The organism is Nitrobacter sp. JJSN (assembly GCF_051912485.1).
In the GTDB taxonomy this organism is placed as follows: domain Bacteria; phylum Pseudomonadota; class Alphaproteobacteria; order Rhizobiales; family Xanthobacteraceae; genus Nitrobacter.
This window is the reverse complement of sequence record NZ_CP196822.1, coordinates 3934908-3956909: the sequence shown is the minus strand read 5'-3', so window position 1 is coordinate 3956909 and position 22002 is coordinate 3934908. Positions and strand designations below refer to the sequence as shown.

At 61.1% G+C, this 22002-nt stretch carries 22 protein-coding genes, 1 tRNA gene and 1 pseudogene; 9 read left to right on the top strand and 15 right to left on the bottom strand.

Annotated elements, in window-relative coordinates; genetic code table 11:
- Positions 1-46: 46 nt before the first annotated feature.
- A complete protein-coding gene (locus tag ACSZOQ_RS19215; protein WP_439923954.1) occupies positions 47-1261 on the bottom strand; it encodes a DNA recombination protein RmuC in 1215 nt (404 codons plus the stop codon).
- A gap of 150 nt (positions 1262-1411) precedes the next feature.
- Between ACSZOQ_RS19215 and def the strand changes: the two genes are divergently transcribed.
- From def to truA, 3 genes are read left to right on the top strand one after another with little or no spacing between them, the layout of a single operon-like run.
- A complete protein-coding gene (gene def / locus ACSZOQ_RS19210) occupies positions 1412-1939 on the top strand; it encodes a peptide deformylase (protein WP_439923953.1) in 528 nt (175 codons plus the stop codon).
- A 31-nt stretch (positions 1940-1970) separates the two neighbouring features.
- Positions 1971-2903 carry a methionyl-tRNA formyltransferase gene (gene fmt, locus ACSZOQ_RS19205; protein WP_439923952.1) on the top strand — a complete coding sequence of 311 codons (933 nt, stop codon included), beginning with the start codon at positions 1971-1973 and terminating at the stop codon, positions 2901-2903.
- A complete protein-coding gene (truA, locus tag ACSZOQ_RS19200; protein ID WP_439923951.1) occupies positions 2903-3640 on the top strand; it encodes a tRNA pseudouridine(38-40) synthase TruA in 738 nt (245 codons plus the stop codon). Before fmt ends, truA begins: the two co-directional genes overlap by 1 nt.
- Positions 3641-3739: 99 nt before the next feature.
- On the opposite strand, the gene ACSZOQ_RS19195 is transcribed toward truA, so the two are convergent.
- From ACSZOQ_RS19195 to rpmH, 10 genes are all read right to left on the bottom strand, one after another.
- Positions 3740-4300, bottom strand: coding sequence for a 5'-methylthioadenosine/S-adenosylhomocysteine nucleosidase family protein (locus ACSZOQ_RS19195; protein WP_439923950.1), 561 nt, complete (start codon positions 4298-4300; stop codon positions 3740-3742).
- On the bottom strand, positions 4297-5466 hold the full coding sequence (gene dapE / locus ACSZOQ_RS19190; RefSeq protein WP_439923949.1) for a succinyl-diaminopimelate desuccinylase: 1170 nt from the start codon (positions 5464-5466) through the stop codon (positions 4297-4299). The genes ACSZOQ_RS19195 and dapE overlap by 4 nt, the downstream gene beginning before the upstream one ends.
- 253 nt (positions 5467-5719) lie before the next feature.
- Entirely contained in the window at positions 5720-6565 is an 846-nt protein-coding gene (gene dapD, locus ACSZOQ_RS19185) for a 2,3,4,5-tetrahydropyridine-2,6-dicarboxylate N-succinyltransferase (RefSeq protein WP_439923948.1), read from the bottom strand.
- Positions 6566-6635: 70 nt separating this feature from the next.
- Positions 6636-7349, bottom strand: coding sequence for a pyrimidine 5'-nucleotidase (locus ACSZOQ_RS19180; RefSeq protein WP_439923947.1), 714 nt, complete (start codon positions 7347-7349; stop codon positions 6636-6638).
- Entirely contained in the window at positions 7346-8242 is an 897-nt protein-coding gene (argB, locus tag ACSZOQ_RS19175; RefSeq protein ID WP_439923946.1) for an acetylglutamate kinase, read from the bottom strand. The genes ACSZOQ_RS19180 and argB overlap by 4 nt, the downstream gene beginning before the upstream one ends.
- Positions 8243-8341: 99 nt before the next feature.
- On the bottom strand, positions 8342-8728 hold the full coding sequence (locus ACSZOQ_RS19170; RefSeq protein WP_439923945.1) for a DUF423 domain-containing protein: 387 nt from the start codon (positions 8726-8728) through the stop codon (positions 8342-8344).
- Positions 8725-9378 (bottom strand): ribosome biogenesis GTP-binding protein YihA/YsxC, encoded by a 654-nt coding sequence (gene yihA / locus ACSZOQ_RS19165; protein ID WP_439923944.1) that lies wholly within the window; start codon positions 9376-9378, stop codon positions 8725-8727. The genes ACSZOQ_RS19170 and yihA overlap by 4 nt, the downstream gene beginning before the upstream one ends.
- A gap of 135 nt (positions 9379-9513) precedes the next feature.
- On the bottom strand, positions 9514-11346 hold the full coding sequence (yidC, locus tag ACSZOQ_RS19160; RefSeq protein ID WP_439923943.1) for a membrane protein insertase YidC: 1833 nt from the start codon (positions 11344-11346) through the stop codon (positions 9514-9516).
- Positions 11347-11418: 72 nt separating this feature from the next.
- Positions 11419-11754, bottom strand: a complete 336-nt coding sequence (rnpA, locus tag ACSZOQ_RS19155; RefSeq protein ID WP_439923942.1) for a ribonuclease P protein component — start codon at positions 11752-11754, stop codon at positions 11419-11421.
- Positions 11755-11778: 24 nt separating this feature from the next.
- Positions 11779-11913, bottom strand: coding sequence for a 50S ribosomal protein L34 (gene rpmH / locus ACSZOQ_RS19150; RefSeq protein WP_006609582.1), 135 nt, complete (start codon positions 11911-11913; stop codon positions 11779-11781).
- 327 nt (positions 11914-12240) lie between these two features.
- Here rpmH and ACSZOQ_RS19145 point away from each other — a divergent pair, with 327 nt between their 5' ends.
- From ACSZOQ_RS19145 to ACSZOQ_RS19135, 3 genes are all read left to right on the top strand, one after another.
- Complete coding sequence (locus ACSZOQ_RS19145) at positions 12241-13719, top strand: ATP-binding protein (protein ID WP_439923941.1); 1479 nt, start codon at positions 12241-12243, stop codon at positions 13717-13719.
- 214 nt (positions 13720-13933) lie between these two features.
- Positions 13934-14010 (top strand) — tRNA-Arg (locus ACSZOQ_RS19140).
- 135 nt (positions 14011-14145) lie between these two features.
- Positions 14146-15576, top strand: coding sequence for an AAA family ATPase (locus ACSZOQ_RS19135; RefSeq protein WP_439923940.1), 1431 nt, complete (start codon positions 14146-14148; stop codon positions 15574-15576).
- Between the two features lie 81 nt (positions 15577-15657).
- Here the strand turns inward: ACSZOQ_RS19135 and ACSZOQ_RS19130 are convergent, their stop codons facing one another.
- The 4 genes from ACSZOQ_RS19130 to ACSZOQ_RS19115 all read right to left on the bottom strand — a co-directional run bounded on the left by ACSZOQ_RS19130 (position 15658) and on the right by ACSZOQ_RS19115 (position 20606).
- On the bottom strand, positions 15658-16449 hold the full coding sequence (locus tag ACSZOQ_RS19130) for a lytic transglycosylase domain-containing protein (protein WP_439923939.1): 792 nt from the start codon (positions 16447-16449) through the stop codon (positions 15658-15660).
- A gap of 88 nt (positions 16450-16537) precedes the next feature.
- Positions 16538-16987 (bottom strand): nucleotidyl transferase AbiEii/AbiGii toxin family protein, encoded by a 450-nt coding sequence (locus ACSZOQ_RS19125; protein ID WP_439923938.1) that lies wholly within the window; start codon positions 16985-16987, stop codon positions 16538-16540.
- A 20-nt stretch (positions 16988-17007) separates the two neighbouring features.
- Positions 17008-18564 (bottom strand): sensor histidine kinase, encoded by a 1557-nt coding sequence (locus tag ACSZOQ_RS19120; RefSeq protein WP_439926144.1) that lies wholly within the window; start codon positions 18562-18564, stop codon positions 17008-17010.
- Positions 18565-19205: 641 nt separating this feature from the next.
- Positions 19206-20606: a TAXI family TRAP transporter solute-binding subunit gene (locus tag ACSZOQ_RS19115; protein ID WP_439923937.1), complete on the bottom strand. Its 1401-nt coding sequence runs from the start codon at positions 20604-20606 to the stop codon at positions 19206-19208.
- A gap of 176 nt (positions 20607-20782) precedes the next feature.
- Between ACSZOQ_RS19115 and ACSZOQ_RS19110 the strand changes: the two are divergent.
- The 3 genes and pseudogenes from ACSZOQ_RS19110 to ACSZOQ_RS19100 all read left to right on the top strand — a co-directional run.
- A pseudogene (locus tag ACSZOQ_RS19110) lies at positions 20783-21044 on the top strand (IS6 family transposase); the annotation flags it as partial.
- A gap of 233 nt (positions 21045-21277) precedes the next feature.
- Positions 21278-21463 carry a hypothetical protein gene (locus tag ACSZOQ_RS19105; protein WP_439923936.1) on the top strand — a complete coding sequence of 62 codons (186 nt, stop codon included), beginning with the start codon at positions 21278-21280 and terminating at the stop codon, positions 21461-21463.
- A 318-nt stretch (positions 21464-21781) separates the two neighbouring features.
- Positions 21782-21913, top strand: a complete 132-nt coding sequence (locus ACSZOQ_RS19100; protein ID WP_439923935.1) for an integrase core domain-containing protein — start codon at positions 21782-21784, stop codon at positions 21911-21913.
- Positions 21914-22002: the final 89 nt, after the last annotated feature.

The window sequence follows — 22002 nt, the reverse complement described above, 5'->3', positions numbered from 1 at the left end:
TAGCAGATTCGGCGGCATTTCTCCCTCGCGGGGAACGCGAATGTCGTTATTCGCCGGCTTGCAACTTGCGTGCGGGCTGCGGCGCAAACAGCTCGGGTTCGCCGGACTTGGCGATCCTCGGCGTCTCCGCGACTGCCTCGTCCTTGCTGAAATCGAGTTCCTCGATCTTCGTCGCGCGCTTGCCGATCTTGCCGACCGAGATCAGCACCTGCCTGACATCCTCGCTAACCTGATCGAAGTGGCTGCCGAGCTTGCTGACCCGGTCGCGCAGACGCTCGACGTCACCCATCATGTTCATGACCTCGATCCGAACCTTGTCGGCGGCATCGCGCATCCGCGCGTCCTTGAGAAGCTGCTGCATCACCTGGATCGCCAGCATCAAAAGTGACGGCGACACCAGCACGATCCGGGCGCGGTAGGCTTTCTGGATCACATCGTCGAAGGCGTCATAGATCTCGGCATAGACCGATTCCGACGGCACGAACATCAGCGCGTTATCCTGGGTCACGCCCGGGATCAGGTATTTGCCGGCGATGTCTGTCACGTGTTTCATGACGTCGGCGCGCAGCCGCTGGCTTGCGAACTTCCTTTCGTCGTCGGTGCGGGCGTCGTGCAGCGCCGTCATCGCCTCCAGCGGAAATTTCGCGTCAATGCAGAGCGGGCGCTGGTCGGGGAGGAAGATCACGCAGTCCGGCCGCTTGCCGTTCGACAGCGTGTACTGGAAGGCAAACGAGTCTTTCGGCATGCCGTCCTGCACGATCGCTTCCATCCGCGCCTGTCCGAATGCGCCGCGCGACTGCTTGTTGGCGAGCACATCGCGCAGCGTCGTCACCTGCGTGGTTAGTTCAGTCAGGTTCTGGTGCGCGTTGTCGATAATTCCGAGCCGTTCGTGCAGCACACGCAGGCTGTCCATGGTGTTGCGCGTGGTCTGCTCCATCGACTGGCCGACCCGATGGGTGACCGAGTCCAGCCGATCGCTGACCGCCCGCGCCATTTCCGCCTGCCGGCCCGCGAGCGCCTTGCCCATGGCATCGACCCGGCCGGCGGCCTCAGCCTGCGTGCGCATCATGTCGATGAGACGTTCCTCCAGCTCATCGGCACGGCTCGCCTGCGTCACCGCCATTTCGGTTCCGCGGCGTCCCGATCGCGCGATCACAATGGCGATGATCAGCAGCAACACGAGCGCCAGCACGCCGAACGCGACCAGCACGGCGCTGGTTCGCACCGGCACGTCGCCCAGCATGAAAAGGATCTCGTTCATTCGCCCCTTGTAGCCGATTCGGTCGGAAACGCGAACGAAGAGAGAACGATCTAGGGTTAACGAAACCCCGGTTTTCATCGCTAATGAACAGTTAACGACTGCGATCGCCACGGATTGACCACAGCAGACCGGCGGACTACATCGCCCGGCATGGCTATTCGTGAAATTATCATCCTGCCGGACAAGCAGTTGCGCCTGGTTTCCAGGCCGATCGAAAAGGTCACGCCGGAAATCCGCAGGCTCGCTGACGACATGTTCGAGACCATGTACGACGCGCCGGGCATCGGGCTCGCCGGCATCCAGGTCGCACAGCCGGTCCGCATCATCACCATGGACCTCGCCAGGCGCGACGAGGACGGCGAAGTCACGCCGCGACCGCGCGTTTTCATCAACCCGGAAATCCTGTCGGCGTCCGAGGAGCTCTCGACCTATGAGGAGGGCTGCCTGTCGATCCCCGAATATTACGAGGAGGTCGAGCGGCCGGCGCGGGTGCGGGTTCGCTTCACCGATCTCGACGGCAAGGTGCACGAGGAGGATGCCGAGGGTCTTTTCGCCACCTGCATCCAGCATGAGATCGACCATCTCAACGGCGTACTGTTTGTCGACTACCTCTCGAAGCTCAAGCGCGACCGCGTGCTGAAGAAATTTACCAAGGCTGCGAAGCTCGCCGATAAATAGGGCGGGTATCGCCACGCACGAACTCAACAACATGCCGCTTCGCCTGATCTTCATGGGCACGCCGGATTTTGCGGTGCCGACCCTGCTGCAACTCGTCGCCCGTGGCCATGAGATCGCGGCCGTATACACGCGCGAGGCCAGGCCCGCTGGCCGCGGCATGAAGCTGCAACCGACGCCTGTCGCGCGGGAAGCACATCGCCTCGGCATTCCCGTGCTGACGCCGAAAACGCTGAAGACTTCGGAAGCGCTACTTGAGTTTCAATCGTTCGCGGCGGATGCCGCTGTCGTCGTGGCCTACGGGATGATTCTGCCGCAGGTGATCCTCGATGCGGTGCCACTCGGCTGCTTCAACCTCCACGGGTCGCTGCTGCCGCGCTGGCGCGGCGCCGCGCCGATCAATCGCGCCATCATGGCGGGCGACACCGAAAGCGGCGTCATGGTCATGAAGATGGAGGCCGGCCTCGACACCGGCGAGGTCGCCATTACCCATCGGATCGCCGTGACCGATGCGATGACGGCTTCCGATCTCCATGACGCACTGGCGCCGCTGGGGGCCGATCTCATGGCGCAAGCGATGGCTGCGCTCTCGCGCGGCGGCCTGCAGCTGACAAAGCAGAGTGACGTCGGCGTCACCTACGCCGCAAAAATCGACAAGGCTGAGGCGCGCATCGACTGGAACAGTCCAACCCGAGAGCTGCTGCGGCATATCCACGGCCTGTCGCCGTTTCCGGGCGCATGGTGCGAGATGCCGGTCGACGGCGAGCCGGTGCGAGTGAAGATCCTGCGTTGTGAGATAGCGAAAGGTTCCGGCGAACCCGGTGAGCTGCTCAACGACCGCCTGACCATTGCATGCAAGGACGGCGCGATCCGCGTCCTTGAATTGCAGCGCGCCGGAAAGCCGCCGATGAAGACCGACGCCTTTCTGAACGGCACGCCGCTTCAGCCGCCTATGCGGCTCGTCTGATGCCCCGCTACAAGCTCACCATCGAATATGACGGCGGCCCGTTCTGCGGCTGGCAGTACCAAGACAATGGTCCCTCGGTGCAGGGCGCACTGGAGGCGGCGGTGAAGGCGATCTGCGGCGACGCCGTTCGCGTGCATGGCGCCGGCCGCACCGATGCCGGCGTCCATGCGCTGGCGCAGGTGGCGCATTGCGACATCGCCAAACATTTCGCGCCGAACCGGCTGCGAGACGGGCTCAACGCGCATCTGCGGCCGCATCCGATCGGCGTGCTCGAAGCCGAGATTGTGCCCGACACCTTCGAGGCGCGGTTCTCGGCGCTCAGGCGGCATTACGTCTATCGCATCGCCAACCGCCGCGCGAACCTCGCCATCGATGTCGGCCACGTCTGGCGCGTGCCGCGCCCGCTCGATGCGGAGGCGATGCACTCGGCGGCGCAGCGGCTGATCGGCAAGCACGACTTCACGACGTTTCGCGACACCGAATGTCAGGCGAAATCACCGGAGAAGACGCTCGATCAACTCGACGTCATCAGGAACGGCGACAACGTCACCATCGTCACCTCAGCGCGCTCGTATCTGCACAGCCAGGTGCGCTCGATGGTGGGATCGCTAGTCTGGGTCGGGCATGGCCGCTGGAACGCCGACGATCTGTCCAACGCGCTCGCCGAGCGGCGTCGCGAAGCCTGCGGCCCGGTCGCGCCGCCGGACGGATTGTATCTGGTGCGGGTGGATTATTAGAGCATGATCCCGAAAAGTGGGGACCGGTTTTCGGATAAGATCATGCCCGATCAAAAAGGATACGGCTAGCGTCTGACTCAACTGCGTTGAGCCAGAACTCTAGGAACGAATCCGTTCCAGCGCGTCCCAGAACAGACTCTCGCCGTCCTTCATATTCGCGGTCCAGTCCTGATGCGCGAGGTCGTTGGCGCCGTCGGTGATGAATTTGAACGCACGCCACGGCAGACCGTGGCGCTGGCAGACCTGCGCGACCGCGAACAGCTCCATGTCGACGATATCGATCCCGTTCTCGATCAACCACGGATCTGAGGTCGTGACAAAGCTGTCGCCGGTGCCGCAAACGACGCCGGCCTGACCCGACGACAACCGATCGAGCTCCGGCGCGAACGGTGTGCGTCCGCGCGGCGCCAGTGGCATCGCCATCATGTCGCGCTGGATGACGCCGGACACCTCCACCAGACCCTGGAGCGTCTCGTTGATTTTTCCTGCGGTACCGTAGTTGATGACAAGTGCCGGGCGCATCGTCAGCAGCGCCAGCGTGGTTGCGCTGGCCGCATTGATCTTGCCGACGCCGGTGTAGATCACCCTGACGCCGTCGGGCGCGCGCGCCTTGTCGAGCTCATCATCGAGGGCGGTGAGGACGAGGATCTTGCCGCTCATGCGAAATAGCGATCCAGCACGCCGCGGTAGATACGGGTCAGCTTTTCAAGATCGGCCACCGGCGTGCGCTCGTCGATCTGGTGCATGGTCTGGCCGACCAGGCCGAATTCAATCACCGGGCAGTAGTCCTTGATGAAGCGCGCATCCGACGTGCCGCCGCCGGTGTTCAGCTCCGGCCTGCGGCCGGTCACCTCCTCGATCGCCGCGACCACGAGATCGGTGAACGAGCCCAGTCTGGTGACGAACACATCGGCATTCGAGGGCTCCCACACGATCCGGGTCCGAACGCGATTGCCAGAGGCTTTGGCGACGCGCGCCTCGATCAGCCCCCGCAGCGATTCCTGATTGTGATGATCGTTGAAGCGAATGTTGAACTTCGCCCGCGCCTGCCCGGGAATCACATTGGCCGCCGGATTGCCAACATCGACGGAGGTGAACTCCAGATTCGACGGCTGGAACTGCGCGCTGCCTTGATCCAGGGGCTCGCTCACGAGCGCGGTGATCAGCGCGGCGATGTCCGGAATCGGATTCGCCGCGCGGTGCGGGTAAGCGACGTGGCCCTGGACGCCATCGACATACAGCGTGCCGGATTGCGAGCCGCGCCGGCCGATCTTGATGCAGTCGCCGAGCTCGGCGACATTGCTGGGCTCGCCGAGCACGCAGTGATCGAATTTTTCGCCGCGCTCGGCCGCCCATTGCATCAGCTTGACGGTGCCATTGACGGCGATGTCTTCCTCGTCGCCGGTGATCAGGAACGAAATCGAGCCCGTACCGTCCCGCCCCGGCTTGCCGCCGCGCGCCGCGAGATATTCCAGCGCAGCGGCAACACTGCAGGCGATTCCGCCCTTCATGTCCACCGCGCCACGCCCGTAAAGAAAGCCATCCTTGACGTCACCGACAAACGCGCCATGGGTCCACGCCGACTCGTCGCCGGGAGGTACAACATCGGTATGGCCGGCGAACGCAATATGAGGGCCGGTCGTGCCGATGCGGGCATACAGATTGTCGATGTCGGCGGCGCCCGGTTCGCTGAAGGTGATGCGGTGCACCTCAAATCCGGCGGTCTTGAGCAGCGCCTCCAACACGCCGAGCGCGCCGGCATCCGCCGGCGTCACCGACGGACAGCGGAGCAGGTCACGTGCGATGGAGAGAGCGTCGGCGGTCATCAGTAGTCCGTTATTGATGGAGCATGATCTCGTCCGAAAACCGGTCCCCACTTTGCGCTGGCGCGGCCCTTCGGGTCGGGATCATGCTCTAGTGGTCCGATTCTAACATTTGCATCCGTTGCGGCAGGAGTTTTTGCAAATGTTTAGAATCAAAGGACCACTAGCAACTATTAGGTTTCTAGTGGAGATCCGAATTTGACATTCGCTCGCCGGATATGCTGCAGCGCAGGTGGCGAATGTCAAATTCACTCCACTAGTCCCGCAGCAGCTCGTTAATACCGGTCTTGGAGCGGGTGCGCTCGTCGACGCGCTTGACGATGACCGCGCAGGCGGTGGACGGACCCGGCTGGCCGTTCTTCAACGGCTTGCCCGGCAACGCGCCCGGCACCACCACGGCATATTCCGGCACTTCGCCCATGAATATCTCGCCGGTCTCACGATCGACGATCTTGGTGGATGCGCCAAGGAACACGCCCATCGACAGCACCGCGCCCTTGCGCACGATCACGCCTTCCGCCACTTCCGAGCGCGCACCGATGAAGCAATCGTCCTCGATGATGACAGGGCCGGCCTGCAGCGGCTCCAGCACGCCGCCGATACCGGCGCCGCCGGAGATATGGACGCGCTTGCCGATCTGGGCACAGGAGCCGACCGTGCACCAGGTGTCGACCATGGTGCTCTCATCGACATAGGCGCCGAGATTGACGAACGACGGCATCAGCACCGCGTTCTTGGCGATGAAGGCGGAGCGGCGGACGATCGCGCCCGGCACGGCCCGAAAGCCGGCGTCGCGAAACCGCTTTTCGTCCCAGCCCTCGAATTTCGACGGCACCTTGTCCCACCACACAGCCTTGCCGGGGCCGCCGGGAATGACGCTCATGTCGTTGAGGCGGAACGACAGCAGCACGGCCTTCTTGAGCCATTGGTTAACGTTCCACTTACCGTCCGCCGCGCGCTCGGCGACGCGCACCTCGCCCTTGTCGAGCAGGCCGAGTGCCTGATCCACAGCGTCGCGCACCTCGCCTTGGGTCGCGGGAGTGACGGTGTCGCGGGCCTCGAAGGCGGCGTTGATGGTGGTCTCGAGAGATGCGGGGGACATAGGATTTCCTGCGCCTTTACTACGCGATCATAGTTTGTCCACGCCGTGTTCTCTTACGACGGCGGACCTGTCAAGCCGACCGGGTCGTCAACCCGGCTAGAAACCCGGCCAGATCCTCGGTGACATGGTCGACGTGCGGCGCGCCACGTCCTTCCAGCTCCCAGTCCTCGCGTACCACCTCCTGCGTCCCATCCGGCACCACCAGAACCGTGGTCATGCCGAGTTGATGCGGCACGACCAGGTTGCGCGCCAGATCCTCGAACATTGCGGCGTTCGCGGCATCGACGCGGTGCCGTTCGAGAAAGCGGCGATAGGTCTGCGGGGCCGGTTTCGGCTCCAGCTCGGCGGCGATGATGTCGAATACGGCCTCGAAATGATGGCCGAAGCCGAGCCGCTCCAGCACCTTGCCGGCGTGAGCAGTCGAGCCGTTGGTAAGGATCAGCTTGCGGCCGGGTAACTTTTCGATCGCCGCGCCCATCGCCGGATTGGGCTCGAGCGGCGAGTGGTCGATCCGATGGACGTAAGCGAGATAGTCGTCTGCGGAAACGCCGTGCTCCGTCATCATGCCCCGCATGCTGGTGCCGAAGCGCTTGTAGTAATCCTTCTGGATCCGCCGGGCCTCGACCGGATCGACGTCGAGGAATTTTCCGATGTATTCGCCGATCCGCGCGTCGACCTGCTGCCAGAGGTTGACGTGATGCGGATAGAGCGTGTTGTCGAGATCGAACACCCAGGTGTCGATGTGGCCGAAGCCGCGTTGCGGCCTTTGTCGCGCTTCGGTCACTTGTGGATCAGCGTTCCCGTGCCCTGGTCAGTGAAGAGCTCGAGCAGCACCGCATGGGGGGTCTTGCCGTCGATGATGACGACGCCGCTGACGCCCTGTTCGAGCGCGTAGATGCAGGTTTCGACTTTCGGAATCATGCCGCCCGAAATGGTCCCGTCGGCGATCAGCTTGCGCGCATCCTTGACCGACAGCTCCGGTATCAATTTCTTCGATTGGTCGAGAACGCCGGGAACGTCGGTCAGAAGCAGCAGGCGCTTGGCTTTCAGCGCGCCGGCGACCGCGCCTGCAAAGGTATCGGCATTGACGTTGAAGGTCTGGCCGCCTTTTGAGGTGGCCAGCGGCGCCAGAACCGGGATCAGTTCATGACCGATCAGCTGGTTCAGCAGCGTCAGGTCGACCTTTTCGGGTTCGCCGACAAAGCCGAGATCGATAACCTTCTCGATGTTCGAATCGGGATCGGCCATGGTGCGCGTCGCCTTGGAGGCGGTGACCATGTTGCCGTCCTTGCCGCAGAGACCGACCGCCTTGCCGCCGGCTTCATTGATGTAGCCGACCAGTTGCTTGTTGATCGAACCGGCCAGCACCATCTCGACGATCTCGATGGTCGCAGCGTCGGTAATGCGCAAGCCCGCCGCAAATTCCGATTTGATACCGAGCCGTTGCAGCATGGTGGCGATCTGCGGGCCTCCGCCGTGCACAACGACCGGATTGATCGCGGTCTGCTCCAGCAACACAATGTCGCGGGCAAACTGCCGGGCGACATCCTCCGCGCCCATGGCATGGCCGCCGTATTTGATGACGATGGTTTCCTCGTCATACCGCTGCATATGCGGCAGCGCCTCGGACAGGATGCGGGCCTGATCGAGCGGGCTGATTTGGGAGGTGTCGGACATGAAGCGGGTCTCTTGGCCGGCGGGATGGAGCGTTACATCCACTCCACTAGCCGATTGGCGACAGGACCGCAAAGCCGCTCTGGATCGGTATCCCGGCTGTCAGGTGCGAGTCGCGGCACGAGGCCAGACGGCAGCGATCGCGAGTAAAAACCAGCTCAGGATCATCAGCGTTCCGCCGGACGGGGCCGCCATCGGGAAAAGCCGGTGACCGAGGAATTGCAGCACCGTCAGGTCGGTACTGAACAAGGTCGCGCCTGCGACAAAGCCGCCGGCGGCCGCGAGGCCAAGGCGCGGGCGAATGATCTGCCGATCGGCCAGAAGCGTCGCCAGAAGCGCGGCAGGCGCATGAAACAACAGCATCGACGAGGCTGCGGGCAGAAGGGTGCCGCCCGCCTTGTGCGCCGCGACCGCAGCCAGGATGACGCCGGCGGCGCCCATCAGCCCCGCCGCAAAGACGATGATCCGAAACCAGCCGAACTGCGTCATCGCTGATGCTCTCCAATCAGGCGGGCCATGGCGGCGCGCAACTCCGGCACTCCGTAGCCCGTGCGCGACGACGTGACCAGCACATCCGGGAACGCCGCCGGATGTTTGGCGAGCAGCGTCCTGGTCGCATCAGCACGCTCCGCCATCTCAGCGGCCTTCACCTCGTCGGCCTTGGTCAGCACGATCTGATAGCTCACCGCGGACCTGTCGAGCGTGGTCAGAATGGTCTGGTCGATGTCCTTGAGACCATGGCGCGAGTCGATCAGCACATAGACTCGCGCAAGGGTCGCCCGGCCGAGCAGGAATTGATGGATCAGCGACGTCCACGACGCGATCTTGGCTTTCGGCGCCGACGCAAAACCGTAGCCGGGCATATCGACCAGCCGGACATCGGGATCCTTCGGACCCTCGAAGAAGATCAACTCCTGGGTGCGACCGGGCGTGTGGGACGTCCGCGCCAGCGCGTTGCGGCCGGTCAGCGCGTTGATCAGGGTAGACTTGCCGACGTTGGAACGTCCGGCGAATGCGACCTCGACGCCAGCCATAGGCGGCAGCGTTTCGATCGACGGCGAGGCCCAGATGAATTGCCAGTCGCCGGCAAACAGCTTGCGGCCCCGCTCGATCAGCTCCGCATCGGTGGCCGTTATCATGCGTGGGCTTTCACAGGCGTCATTGCGAGCTCGCGACAAAATCGGCTCTTGCCGACCTTGCGCTGAGCGATTCGTTTCAGAAACGTTCGCGCCGGGCATGGCTCGGTCCGCGATGACGGCGAGGCGAAGATCAGCCTATGTCGTCTTCGCCGGTTTGTCGGAGGGCTTGCGGCTGAACGTTGACTTCACGTTGTCGAACAGTTCCACCTTCACGCCGTTGCGGCGCATGATGAAGCTCTGCTGGAGCACCGATAGCGTATTGTTCCAGGCCCAGTAGATCACGAGGCCGGCCGGGAACGCCGCGAGCATGAAGGTGAAGATCACCGGCATCCAGTCGAAGATGATCTTCTGGGTCGGGTCCGGCGGCGTCGGGTTCAGCTTCATCTGGAACCACATCGTGATGCCCATGATGATCGGCCACGCACCGATCGCGAGATAGGGGCCGAGCAACGGCACCAGCGAAGGATCGTAGGGCAGCAGCCCGAACAGATTGAAGATGTGGGTCGGATCGGGCGCAGACAGGTCCTTGATCCAGGCGAAGAATGGCGCGTGACGCATTTCGATGGTCACGAACAGCACCTTGTAGAGCGAGAAGAACACCGGAATCTGCAAGACGACCGGAAGACAACCCGAGATCGGGTTGATCTTCTCCTTCTTGTAGATTTCCATCATCTCCTGCTGCAGTTTCATCTTGTCGTCGGGGAAGCGCTCTTTCAGCGCGTTGATCTGCGGCTGGACCGCCTTCATCTTCGCCATCGAGGCGTAGGACTTGTTGGCGAGCGGGAAGAAGATCAGCTTCACCAGCACCGTCACAAGCAGGATCGCGATGCCGAAATTGCCGAACAGGTGGAAGAAGAAATCCAGCGCGAGGAACATCGGCTTGGTGATGAAGTAGAACCAACCCCAGTCGATCAGCAGGTCGAAATGGTTGAGGCTGAGTTGCTTGTTGTAGCCGCCGAGTTGCACGAACGGAAAATTGATGCCGACAACGCTGGCTTCCTTGGCGCCGGCGAACAGGCGAGCATTTGCCGAACCGGTGCCACCGATCGGGATGGTCTGCGCATCCTGCAGATAATCGGTCTGGTAGGTCTTGACCGAGCCGGTCTGATTGGACGAGAAGCGCGCCTGCAATGCCGCACTGGTGTCGGGCAGCAGGGCCGAGGCCCAATATTTGTCGGTGATGCCGAGCCAGCCGTTGGTGACCTTGAAGTTCACCGATTTGGCTTCGTCGATCTTCTTGTAGGAATATTCCTGCAGCTTCTGGTCGCCGAGATACCCGACGAGGCCTTCGTGCAGGATGTAGTAGCCGGAGACTGCCGGCGTGCCGTGACGTGAAATCAGCGCGAATGGATACAACGTCACCGGCGCGTTGCCGACGTTCGTGACCTGATCCTTGATCGTGAACAGGTAGTGGTCGTCCACCGCGATGGTGCGACGGAACGTCAACCCTTCGCCGTTGTCATATTTCAGCGTGACCGGGGTGGATGGCGTCAGCACACCCGACCCTTCCTGCTGCCACACCGTGTTCTGGTCCGGCACTCGTGCGGTCGATCCGGTACCCGGAACCCATCCGAATTCGGCATAATACGGAGCGGCGGTGCCGGAGGGCGAAAACAGCTCTATCGCGGGCGAGGCGGGATCAACCGTCTCGCGGAACTTGGTCAGCAAAAGATCATCGATACGCGCGCCCTTCAGCGAGATGCTTCCGCTCAGGCGAGAGGTGTCGATCTTGACCCGCGGCGTGCCGGCAACGGCAACGCCTCGGGCGACCACCGCGGACTCCGCTGCCGCGTGATCGGGCGCGGGCGAGTTTGTCGCCGGCTCGGTCTGAGACTTGGCCACCTCGCTTTGCGCCTGCTGCGCGGCGCGATCCTTTTCCATCTGCGGGATATTGTAGAAATATTGCCAGGCGATCAGGATAAGGCCCGACAGAACGATGGCGAGGATGGTATTGCGGTTTTCAGACATCGTTCAGGTCTCGTCACTCGGTTCGGGTTGCAGCTTGATGCGCCGTTGATGCCGCCGATCTTGACGCCGCGATCATCCTGGATGCTGGCGATCGAGACGATGGAACGCCGAACGCAGATCATCGAGCATGACGACGAAACCGCGATTGAGCGCAGCACGGCGGCCGATTACCACATAATCGCTGTGCGGTCGCATGGATACGGCGTCCACGCGCTTCACCAATTCGCGAAGCCTGCGGCGGATGCGGTTTCGCTCGGTCGCAGTGCCATTCTTTTTGGTCACCGTGAAGCCGATCCGGATCGGACCGTCATCCTCGCGGCGGCGGTTTTGTACCACGAAGCCGGGGGTATTCACCCGCAGCCCGTTGGCAACGGCGAGGAAGTCCGCCCGCTGCCTCAACCGATCCATGATGATATCTCGGGGGATATTTGCTCAGGCGCTCAAGCGCTTGCGGCCGCGAGCGCGCCGCGCGGCGAGAACTTTCCGGCCGCCGGTGGTCGCGAGGCGGGCACGAAAGCCGTGACGGCGCTTGCGCACCAGTTTGCTGGGTTGATAAGTCCGCTTCACGGGGAATCTCCGCTGACCGGGCAAGTCGCCTGATATTGAGGTTAAGTCCGGTAATGCCGACCCAAACCAAGCCGTTTTCGGCCCGAACGAGCCGCCCCGGTTAAAACCGGACCATTGCGGACAGTTGGCGCGGCTTATACGGGAGCGGCCTCTTTTCGTCAATCTTGCCCTATAGCGTTTCCCTGGTCCGGCCGAATTGGCCAAATCTCGCGCCGGGCCTATATTATTATACGTGTTCCAGCAGTTTCCCCGACGTCGGTACCAGCGACCGGTTCGGAACAAGTGCGGATCACTGTCAGTTTGCCGCAGGTCCCGCGGAGGGCAGTCGTGTCACAGGCGATCGAACAACTCCGGGCTCGGGCGGCGCGTTTGTCATTGCGTGGCCGGCTCGGCCTGTCCGGCAAGCTCCTGCTGCTGACGATCCCGCTGGTGATGATCGCTGAAGTCCTGATCTACGTTCCTTCGATCGCCAACTACCGGATGAACCGGCTCAACGACCGGCTGGCGGCCGCGAACACGGCCGCGCTGGTACTCGATGCAGCGCCGTCGGGCATGGTGCCCGATTCGCTCGCGCGGCAAATTCTCGGCAGCATCGGCGCGCGGGCTGTCGCCATCAAGATGGGCCAGCAACGCCGCCTGCTCGCCAGCGCGGATCTGCCGGCAGCGATCGACCATGACATCGACATGCGCACCATGACGCCGTGGTCAGCCATTGTCGGCTCGTTCGAAACCATGCTGGAGAGCGGCAACCAGGCGATCCGCATCATCGGACCGGGGCCGCGCGGCGCGCAGTTCATCGAAGTCGTCACGGACGAGGAGCCGCTGCGCCAGTCGATGTACCGTTTTTCGCGCAACCTGTTGCTGGTCTCGCTGGCGATCGCGGTTCTGACCGCGGCGCTGGTCTATCTGGCGCTGCACTATCTGTTCGTCCGCCCGATGCGGCGCCTGACCGCAAATCTCGTCGGCTTTCACCAAAATCCCGAGAGCTCGGCGCGGATCATCGTGCCGTCGCAGCGCGGCGACGAAATCGGCGTCGCCGAGCGCGAACTCTCGGACATGCAGCGCGATCTCGTGTCGATGCTGCATCAAAAGAGCCGGCTCGCCGCACTCGGCCTCGCGGTATCGAAGATCAATCACGATCTGCGCAATCTGCTGGCGTCCTCCCAATTGCTGTCCGATCAGTTGGCCAGCGTGCCCGATCCGCGGGTGCAGCGGTTTGCGCCAAAGCTGATGCGCTCGCTGGAGCGCGCCATCGCGTTCTGCCAATCGACATTATCTTACGGCCGCGCGCAGGAGGCAGCCCCCGACCGGCGGATGATGGCGATCGAGCCTGTCGTCAACGAAGTGCGCGAGTCGGCAGGGCTTGCGACGGACGGGTCGATCACCTGGATCAACGCGATCGAGCGTGGCCTCACGATCGATGCCGATCCGGATCAACTCTTTCGTATTCTGCTCAATCTCGCGCGCAACGCTGCACAGGCCCTGGAAAGTCAGCCGCAAAGCGATGCCGCGACCCGGCAGATCCGGGTCACCGGCCGTCGCGAAGGCGCAGTCGCAATCATCGAGGTGTCAGACACCGGCCCGGGCGTTCCGCAACAGGCGCGCAACCATCTGTTCGAGGCTTTCCAGGGGTCGGCCCGCCCTGGCGGCAGCGGCCTCGGTCTTGCGATCGCAGCGGAACTGGTGCGTGCGCATGGCGGCGACATCAATCTCGTGGAAGGCACTATCGGCGCGACGTTCCGGATCGCGATTCCGGATCGCCCGGTGGAGTTGCAGACGATACGGGATCAGCGCGCGCGCGCGTAGCCTCAGGATTTCGCCTTTCTGCCAGAAGGTTAGCAAGCGCGCCCTCGTCCCCGGTCACCGAGGTGATCCCATGGTATTTTCTCGTCGTGCGGCGCTGTCCGTGTAGCCGCGCCGCTTGCAAAGCCGACCGGGAGCCGTTAGCAATGGCGCGCCTTCGAGACGCCTGTCTCCGAACGCAGTTGCTGTTCGCTTATCCGCGATTTCCGCGACAAACGCGCCCGTAGCTCAGCTGGATAGAGCACCAGACTACGAATCTGGGGGTCAGGAGTTCGAATCTCTTCGGGCGCGCCATTAGATCAATGACTTAGTCAGGTTCGACGCTCGTTGTTACCGAGTGTTACCATAAGCGTTACCCTAAGGGCCGCGTGCTTCCGCCCACATCGCTTCTGCAATCCGCATAAGGGCATCTACCGTAACAATGCGCGAGTGGATCATGCCGGCCTGCTGCTTGCCAGCGAGCTCGATCGTCTGGCGGTTAGTGAAGATCGGACGGATCTGCGATCCTTGGCCGATTGCGTGCGGCTGCTATCGCTGCCGGTGCCGACCGACATCTGTCATTTTGGCGAACACCGGCGCGCGGCCAAGAGCCTGTTGATCGCATTCGTCGGTTTTGCGCGCAGCTGCGATGACGAGGAGCTGTGCTCGGACCTCGAGCGGTTCTGTTTTGGCTGGGCGGCACTTCCCACCTGCGGCCATCTGTTGAGCCGCTATGACCAGTCTGCAGCCTACGCCGCGGATATTGTTGGTGCGCAAATGGCGGAGCACCGGGTCGAGGCAGCCAAGGCTTCGGTCTGGAAGCTGGTCAAGGACAGGGCGAAGCAAAAGGAAGAAAAACAGGCAGAGCAGAGGAAGAAAGCCAACGACGTCGAGAGCCAGACCGCGGCCCCTCGTGTGGCTGTTCCGGAAGATCGTCTTGTCGTCGCCCGTCTCACCGACGAGGAGATGAAGAATATCAAGCTAAAGGATATTATCGGTCCGCTCAAATCGGTGATCAACGTCACGCTCCCGCTGGTGAAGTCGCCGCCGTTGCATCAGGTACGTGAGATCCTGATGTTCGAATTTCCGTATGCTCTTGATGTCATCGACTTCGTGCTTGCCGACTTGGTCGGCCGGGCGACGGTGCGGCTGCGGCCGCTGCTGCTGGTCGGCGATCCCGGCGGCGGCAAGACGCGTTTTGCGCGCCGGCTTGGCGAAGTGCTGGGTGTGAGCGTGTGGCGCACCGATGCCTCACGCTCCGATGGCGCCGTCTTCGCTGGCACCGACAGGCGCTGGTACTCGGCAGAACCGTGTCATCCGTTCCTGGCGATCGGCCGGGCGAAACACGCCAATCCGCTGGTCCTGCTAGATGAGCTCGAAAAGGCCGGCACTCGTAGCGACTACGGCCGGCTGTGGGACTGCCTGCTCGGATTCCTCGAACCCGAAACCAATGCCCGTTATCCGGATCCTGCGCTACAGATCACGCTCGATCTCAGCCAGGTCAACTATATCGCGACCGCCAACAGCCTCGATCCGTTGCCATCGCCAATCCGCGATAGGTTCAGAGTCATCACCTTCCCAAAACCGACCGCGAACGATCTCGACGCGCTGCTGCCGGCGGTGACCGCCGACCTCGTCGGCGAACGTGGTCTCGACAACAGATGGGTCACCCGATGGCACCGAGCGAATGGCCGTCGCCACCCATTGGCGCGGCGACTCGGTCCGCCGACTGCGCCGGCTGGTCGAGGCCATCCTACGCGAACGCGATCTTCGCGCCGCCAGGAATTGAACGAGACAAAAATAATCATGAATGATCGGCCTCATCACGCATGGTTGCCGTCCCGGCTACCACGACCTCCGGCTATTACTGCAGACTGTTAATCGGCGCGGGGTCCGGACGCCGATCGGCGCGCTAAGCTATTGATCTGCTTGGCGCGGGAGGGGTCACTCTCCGACGCCTATTCACACGTCGTTGGCGGCAAGGCGTTGAAATCGTCGTCTCATCGTATCGACCTTGAAGATGTACGCCGCAACGAGATGGTCCCCGCATCGTTCGGTAGCATTCATCTGGAAGTGACGTCGTGCGTATGCGGTGGCGGGGCCTCCGCCGCAGAGATGGATGAAGGCGGCAAGATCCTGCCTTTGCCGCTCGTTAGCCGGTACGTTGCCCGCCCGGGTGAGGACGGCAGCTACGTTCCGGTCCAAATATATTGATGCCAGCTCGACGGCATGGCTGGGTATGACGCGGATATAGGGGCCGAAACCACAACCAGTATCTTCGACCAATCTTGCTCGGATGCAGAAACGTGCGACCTCCGAATAGGCAGGATCGGTCATTTGGAATAGGCCGACGGCGCTGGATGCCGGCTGATAGATCTTGAAAGGATTGAAACTGAACTGCCAGCGCCAATAGGTCCGATCCACCGGATTGCCTGAACTCTCCACTTGAGCGAGCGCGGCCAACAATTCCGGCGAGATCGAGCGGGTCGCATATGTCCGAAACAATTGCCCGTAATGCCGCCACGTCTCGGCGGGCTCCTTGTCGAGTCTGTGACCGATGAAGAAGAACAACTCGGCCGGTTTACGGACTATCTGATAAATGAGGTTCGCTGTCACGCCGGTGGCGAGCACGACCGCCACAGCGCCCGCGATCCGGACAGATCGTGGCGCTGTGGCGATCTTCTGACACGCCCGCGTTCCGCGGCGCCGCCAGCGGCGCAGGTGCGAGGCGAAACGCCTTGATGTTCTGGACATACTGATCCGGGAGACAGGCCCCCGGCAGTGGTATGACGGAATGCCTTAACGTTTCCCAAAGTCGAAGATCGGGCGTGGCATCAGGTGACTACTCCCGGCCCTGAAGGGCCGAAGGATGGCCCGTGGATCGAGCCGGACCGTCGGCCGCTTCCGCGCGCTTACAAGACCAAGCCAACGTCAGGATATCGAAGATCAAATTCTGCGGGTGCCCCGACTCGATTTCCAAGCTCCAGCCGGCATCCTCTGCGGGCCCTAATTCGCACTCGATGGCGGCGCTCAAGCGCGGCAGCACGACGGTTTCGATATGCTTTTCGACGTCGGCCACTAGATCGTCGATCAGTTTCTGCGCCTTCTTCCGCGACGATGCGGCTTCTGGATCGCGGTCTCCGTCATAGCCGAGATCGGCGCGGTCGAAAGACAGATCGATGTCTTCCGAGAATCTGTGGATCGCGTTGTAACCCTTCGAGAGTGATGTGCCGCCCTTGAAGACAAGCCCCGGCGACTCCTCGCCCTGGATACCGAAAAGCCGCTTCAGCATCCAGCACACCCAGAAGTCCTCTACGATGAGAGGATGGAGGGATTGGATGGGACGTCGCTAAACAATTTGCCCGGCAGAATGATCTCGATATCCATGCCGCCTTCGGTACAGATGCGGGCATAGCTTCCTTGCAACTGTTCGTTGATTATAAGATCCAGAAGCTTCGAACCAAAGCCACTGTCCGCGGTATCAGCATAGCCTTTCTTCACAGGGGCCCTCTCGGTCCACTTGATACGCAGGTCGTCTCCGCCGCGACTGATATGGACGCTTAAGGAACCGTCTGGATCACTCAGAGCGCCATACTTGGTCGAATTCGTCGCCAGTTCGTGGAAAACGAGAGCCAGCGGAGTAATGATTCCACCATTGATGAACACTTCATCGCCATCGACCACGACGTGTTTGTCTTCAGCCCCCTCATAGGGCCGAAGCAGAACGCCGATGACTTCTTTTAGTGAAGTGAGAGCCTCCCTGGCGCCCGACGACGCGGTCTCGGTGCGAATGAGACCATGCGCACGGTGTAATGCCCCGAGCCGACTTGTTAGTGTGTCTGCCAGCGGTTTCATCTCGGGTTTGCCACGCGCCGAAAGGTTGATCAGCCCGTTGACGAGCGCAAACAGGTTCTTGATCCGATGATCGAGTTCATTGGCCACAATCTCACGCTCGGTCGCGAGATGCCTTAGCTGGTCAAGGATTTCACTTCTTGTCGCAGTGGTCGTGGAGATGATGAGAGGGCCTAGAGAGATAAGTGCAGCCCCCATGCTGATCGACAGCACTAGCGATTGATCGACGTGCGATACGTCAATGTAACCCAACGTTGTCGCCATGATCACCCATATGCAGAATACAAAGGTCAGTAAGGCCGTCAGAAACACGCGATAAGACGTTGCGCACCAGAGAAGAGCAGGTACGGGAAATGCGAGGGCCCCCGCTCCTCCGAAAACGATTCCCGTGACGGCCGAGAGGACAAACACAATAATCGGCGCTTGATCGTGAACGGTCAGCTGCGGCAGTTGCCGCCGCCCCCACTTACGGCCTTCCGGGTAGGACAGAACCATCGGCAAAAAAGCGAGCTGGTTTAAAAGCTCGACCGAAAACCAGTATCGAAAAGAGCTTACGGCTGCCGGATCGTAGAATAAAGGACCGACTAGGATTGAGCCGACAATGCCGGCGAATAAGGACGCGGCGCCCACCGCAAAGAGAAGATAGAAAACCGAAGTTAGACGCTGGAGACGCTGGTCGGCCCGATCGACCCCGGATAGCAAGACATAGCCGATGGCCACAACGCCGAAATTATATGCGGCCAGACCCGCGCTTGTCATAAGCCCGTACCCCATAATGGGGACCGCAATTGTGAATCCGGCAAGACAAGCGACCCAGCCCAGGGGAAGCGCCAATAAAGGAAAGCGCACGAGCATACCGAGCATGAATGCGTTGGCCGGCCAAATCAGCGACAAGACGTTATCGTTTGCGGTGCGAGCACCGAAAACGCAGAGCCCCGAGTATGTTCCAGCAAAAATCAGAAAATAAAGCCAAGCCAAGCGTGGGTTGGTCGGAACCTTAAACCAGTTGATCATCATCACGGCTTGGAACTCGGCTTAACATCTTGACCGCCAGTCTCAAGCTTAACATTGCATGGTGTATCAATCGACACCTTTCAATTGCGGGTTATTGTCAGCCTACTTCCTTCTTTTTCTTGCTGCACCCAGTACGGCCGCTTCAACCAGGAGATCGACGATGCTGTAACAGATATCTACCGGTCTGATAACGCGAAGCCAGCGCGCTGAGTGACGGTTACTCGGCGCATTTCTAACTCATGCTCCCGCGGCGAAGTTGACTCCGCTCGCGACGCAACGCGGAGCCTTGTTCAGATCAATGCTAACCCGCGCGAAACAATGTTAGCGGTTGAATATCGTTCGATCGGCATACTCATGACCTGCAGGGACCGAAGCCCGGCGTCGGTGCGGTGCGGGACTGCGCGCTTAACCACGCAGCGATGGCTTCACCGGAATTTTCGGACTCTTGCATGGCTGTGAATGCTGATCGAAAAATGACCCCCACCGGCATTATGGAGACCCCTTCAGCCCATTGACTCCGTTGAGTTGGAATGTTGGAACCCCTCGCCGACCATGGTCGAGACCCGGCGCCGAAACACAGATATCATTTCCCAACCGCGGCAGCGCGGCCAAACGCGAAAAGCTTTCCCATAGCGGTAATTGCCTCAACGCGCGTGAAGGCGCGGCGGTTCGAGCGGTCCCGCTTCCAAGACGGCGCGGCGGTCGGCAATTGCATGATCGAACAGTTCGAGCACTAGTCCAAAGGCTGCGAGGTCTTCTTCGTCGATGGCACCATCATCGTGGCACTCGAGCGTTTTGCGTATGATAGCGTCCACGTCGCGCTGCATTACCAGCAATGCCTCGACCGATTGCGCAGTGCTCAACTTCGAGATCACTATCATGATCCTGCTGCGGAATTCAGTGATTTCTTCCCGCTCGTCGCGCTTGAGATATTGACGCAACCAAGCGCCGGCCGAGCCAATACCGGAGAGAAGCAGGAGAGCGAACCAGAAGTAATCGCCGTACCGATCCAGGAAGGTGCGTTCAGTGCCATCGATATAGGCCGCAGCTCCGCGATGCACGGGTAGCGCGGCGTCCTTGTCGGTGTCCGGCTTTTTGATGTGGGGGCCGCCCGGTACTTCCCTGGCCAGCCTATGGCGAGCGGCAAGCGCTTGCCGGGCGAGGGTGGCGACCGTGGTCTCTGACAAAGATTTTCGCGCTACGATCAGGTGGCTCACGCCAACGGTTTCAACCTTGTCATCCGGCCATGCCGGCTTCGCATTGAAGACGCTGCCCGGAATTTCCTCGGATTCATAGAGTGGATGCTTCAGGGCGATCGCTTCTGAGACGTCGATCGGGAGAAACTTCGGTTCACCTCTGGTGCGCGCCGTCGCGGCAATCGCGTCGGCGGTGATCTTGCTGCCCACCGGACCGACCGTCATATAGGCATCCAGGCTCGGGTCTCCCGCCAACTCTTCGATCTGGTCGGTGCCGAACTGCGTGACCGCGACCTTGTCGGGGGCAACGCCAGATTCAGTCAGGATCATCCGTAGCAAGGCGATATTAGCCTGCGTCGTGCCGATCACGCCGAGCCGATGGCCCTCGAGTTCGTCGATGGCCTTGATTTTCGACGCCCTTCGTTTTTTTGAGACCCTGCCAGGAAGACCGGAAGGCCGCCACAGCACGACCACGTCGTTGCGCACGATGACGACCGCTTCGGCTTCGCCGGGCATATCCAGATCGCCGCGTGCGACAGCAAGGTCTGCCTTGGAGGCACCGAGAAGAGTCAAGCTTTGCGCCGCTCCCTCCGTGACGATGGGAGACAGCCTCACTGCACCTCGGTCGCGGTCGAAGGTTTCTGCCATTACCTGGATCAGCTTCTGATCATCGCTTCCAGGCGGACCAACCGCAATCCGAAGCGTGACCGGCCGTAAGGCGTAATGCAATCCGACCGTGGCGGCGGCGAACACCAGCAGTCCGGCGAGGAGAAGTAGTAGCAGCGAGTTCCGGCGTTTGCGGCGACGGTTCTCTTTGAGGTCGCGGAGATCGTCGTCTGGTGCAGACATTGTTGCTGCCGGGCTAAAGCGAATAATCGAAAAGACTTCTGACTTAAGGAATACCACGGTTCTCGGGCCCCTAAGCGAACTTCCGGAAAGCCGCGAAGTGATCCACCTATTGCCGTGGGCGGCATTGTCACGTTGTTAAGCTTGCCGGCGCTGATCTGCGGTCATAAGTGTCGATCATGAGCAAAATCAGCTACGCCGGATATCGCTTCCAATCCATGATTATTCAGCAGGCCGTCTGGCTCTATGCCCGGTTTACCCTCAGTCGAGAACCTGTTGGCTGAGCGCGGAATCATGGTGTCCTATGCGACGGTGCGCCGCTGGGTGAGATACTTCGGACCTACGATCGCAGCTGACCTTCAACGACGCCGGCCCAAGCCTCATTCGACTTGGCATCTCGATGAGGTGTTTATCAGGATCGATGGCCGCTTGGTCTATCTATGACGTGCCGTCGATGCCGAAGGCGAAGTCCTTGACGTTGTTGTCCAGAGCAAAATTCCACCAGCTTAGGCGATTCCGTCACATCATCAACTCGGATGAGGTTTTCGGCACACACAGCGAGTTCTAGTCACGGCAGTCCTTTGGATGATCTTCGGTATCCAGTTCAACCATTGCGAAGCTTGCGTCGCGATCATCGATCGCGCTACGTTGGCTACGGCGATCCGAGGAACACAATGCAGACTGATAGACAGAGGATTTTGGAAGCCTTGGGCGAAAAACCGCTGAAGGTTTTCGAGGTTATGAAGAGGGTCAACATTCGAAGTCAAGACGACTGCCAGTCGCTGCTATTGAAGATGCGTGACGACGGCGCGGTCCGCTTCGATATTCACAAGGGGGTTTGGCAGCTTGCCTGCGTCTAAGGATGGCTATCGCTCCGAAACGCGGCCATCCTACATTCTATTCGCAGTTGCGAGCGTCAGTCATTTTCTACTTTTATGTTGCAACCGCACGACATCTAGCTGGCTATTCTGTATTGCTGATCGGTCAACCTTGCGCCGCCTGATCAATCTGCCGCTGCCCCATCATCGTTTTCAGTCTCCGTCCACATGACGGAATGAATCAGCGGCAGCCTCCGACTTCAGCAGCCGAGTTTTTCAACACAAGGGATTGCCCCAAAATATCTCATCCGCGATCGGGACCAAATCTATGGCGCGGTTGTCACACGTCGATTGCGCGCCGTGGGCATTCGGGACAAGCCTACCGCACCGGCTTCACCTTGGCGGAACGGCTTCGCCGAACGGCAGATCAGATCGATCCGGCGCGAGTGTTTAGCCCATCATTGTCTTGGGCGCATCTGCGCGGAATTCTGAAATCCTATGCTGACTATTACCAACAGCGTCCGAACGCACCGATCATTGAACGACGATGCACCGGTCTCTCGTCAAATTCAGCGGTCCGG

What these genes read in the sequence shown, in the direction of transcription:
- ACSZOQ_RS19215 (WP_439923954.1), bottom strand. Translation starts at nt 1,261, where the DNA reads ATGAACGAGATCCTTTTCATGCTGGGCGACGTGCCGGTGCGAACCAGC.
- def (WP_439923953.1), top strand. Translation starts at nt 1,412, where the DNA reads ATGGCTATTCGTGAAATTATCATCCTGCCGGACAAGCAGTTGCGCCTG.
- fmt (WP_439923952.1), top strand. Translation starts at nt 1,971, where the DNA reads ATGCCGCTTCGCCTGATCTTCATGGGCACGCCGGATTTTGCGGTGCCG.
- truA (WP_439923951.1), top strand. Translation starts at nt 2,903, where the DNA reads ATGCCCCGCTACAAGCTCACCATCGAATATGACGGCGGCCCGTTCTGC.
- ACSZOQ_RS19195 (WP_439923950.1), bottom strand. Translation starts at nt 4,300, where the DNA reads ATGAGCGGCAAGATCCTCGTCCTCACCGCCCTCGATGATGAGCTCGAC.
- dapE (WP_439923949.1), bottom strand. Translation starts at nt 5,466, where the DNA reads ATGACCGCCGACGCTCTCTCCATCGCACGTGACCTGCTCCGCTGTCCG.
- dapD (WP_439923948.1), bottom strand. Translation starts at nt 6,565, where the DNA reads ATGTCCCCCGCATCTCTCGAGACCACCATCAACGCCGCCTTCGAGGCC.
- argB (WP_439923946.1), bottom strand. Translation starts at nt 8,242, where the DNA reads ATGTCCGACACCTCCCAAATCAGCCCGCTCGATCAGGCCCGCATCCTG.
- ACSZOQ_RS19170 (WP_439923945.1), bottom strand. Translation starts at nt 8,728, where the DNA reads ATGACGCAGTTCGGCTGGTTTCGGATCATCGTCTTTGCGGCGGGGCTG.
- yihA (WP_439923944.1), bottom strand. Translation starts at nt 9,378, where the DNA reads ATGATAACGGCCACCGATGCGGAGCTGATCGAGCGGGGCCGCAAGCTG.
- yidC (WP_439923943.1), bottom strand. Translation starts at nt 11,346, where the DNA reads ATGTCTGAAAACCGCAATACCATCCTCGCCATCGTTCTGTCGGGCCTT.
- rnpA (WP_439923942.1), bottom strand. Translation starts at nt 11,754, where the DNA reads ATGGATCGGTTGAGGCAGCGGGCGGACTTCCTCGCCGTTGCCAACGGG.
- ACSZOQ_RS19130 (WP_439923939.1), bottom strand. Translation starts at nt 16,449, where the DNA reads ATGTCCAGAACATCAAGGCGTTTCGCCTCGCACCTGCGCCGCTGGCGG.
- ACSZOQ_RS19125 (WP_439923938.1), bottom strand. Translation starts at nt 16,987, where the DNA reads ATGCTGAAGCGGCTTTTCGGTATCCAGGGCGAGGAGTCGCCGGGGCTT.
- ACSZOQ_RS19120 (WP_439926144.1), bottom strand. Translation starts at nt 18,564, where the DNA reads ATGATGATCAACTGGTTTAAGGTTCCGACCAACCCACGCTTGGCTTGG.
- ACSZOQ_RS19115 (WP_439923937.1), bottom strand. Translation starts at nt 20,606, where the DNA reads ATGTCTGCACCAGACGACGATCTCCGCGACCTCAAAGAGAACCGTCGC.
- ACSZOQ_RS19105 (WP_439923936.1), top strand. Translation starts at nt 21,278, where the DNA reads ATGCAGACTGATAGACAGAGGATTTTGGAAGCCTTGGGCGAAAAACCG.